The organism is Pontimicrobium sp. MEBiC06410 (genome assembly GCF_053601615.1).
This window is the reverse complement of sequence record NZ_JBSHNT010000013.1, coordinates 1-719: the sequence shown is the minus strand read 5'-3', so window position 1 is coordinate 719 and position 719 is coordinate 1. Positions and strand designations below refer to the sequence as shown.

Genomic DNA, 719 nt, shown 5'->3' with positions numbered 1-719 from the left:
TATGCCTCAACCTCACACTGTTTTGATTTATCCATATACGAGATGTTCTACACCCTATCCGTAGGGAAAACCATCCGCGTGTTAAACAATGCCTTAGACATCTCCAAACACCTAGACAACGATAAAGACGTTGTTATAAATACAGTTCCATCCAGTATACGAACCTTACTAGATGAAGGCGTAGACTTAAGCCCAGTTAGTATCATAAACCTAGCAGGAGAGCCATTTCCATTAGAAATAGCACAACAATTACAACGCACAAGAGCAGAAGTCCGTAACCTGTACGGTCCATCCGAAGACACCACATACAGCACCCATTATAAACTAAATAAAAGCAAAACCTATAACACAAGCATCCCAATAGGGCGTCCAATAGCCAATACCCAAGCCTATATACTAGACAAGGAGCACCAATTAGTACTATTAGGCGCAATCGGTACCCTTTACCTCTCAGGCGAAGGCATCACACAAGGCTATTTAAACAAGCCAGAAATAACGGCAGCACGTTACGTGCCTAACCCTTACAAAGAAGGCAGTACAATGTACAACACAGGCGATTTAGCCAGATGGTTATCAGACGGCACAATAGAATACCTAGGCAGAGAAGACGACCAAGTTAAAGTCCGCGGCTATAGAATAGAATTAGGTGAGATAGAGACCGCATTAAACAACCAAGCAAACATAAAAGAAGCTGTAGTTATAGCCAAAGCACACTTAGG

At 42.4% G+C, this 719-nt stretch carries 1 protein-coding gene; it reads left to right on the top strand.

Annotation, left to right across the window (positions count from 1 at the left end; all coding sequences use genetic code 11):
• Nucleotides 1-42: 42 nt before the first annotated feature.
• Nucleotides 43-719 (top strand): AMP-binding protein (locus tag ACVC08_RS00100; RefSeq protein ID WP_452600487.1); only part of this gene is annotated, 677 nt, incomplete at its 3' end.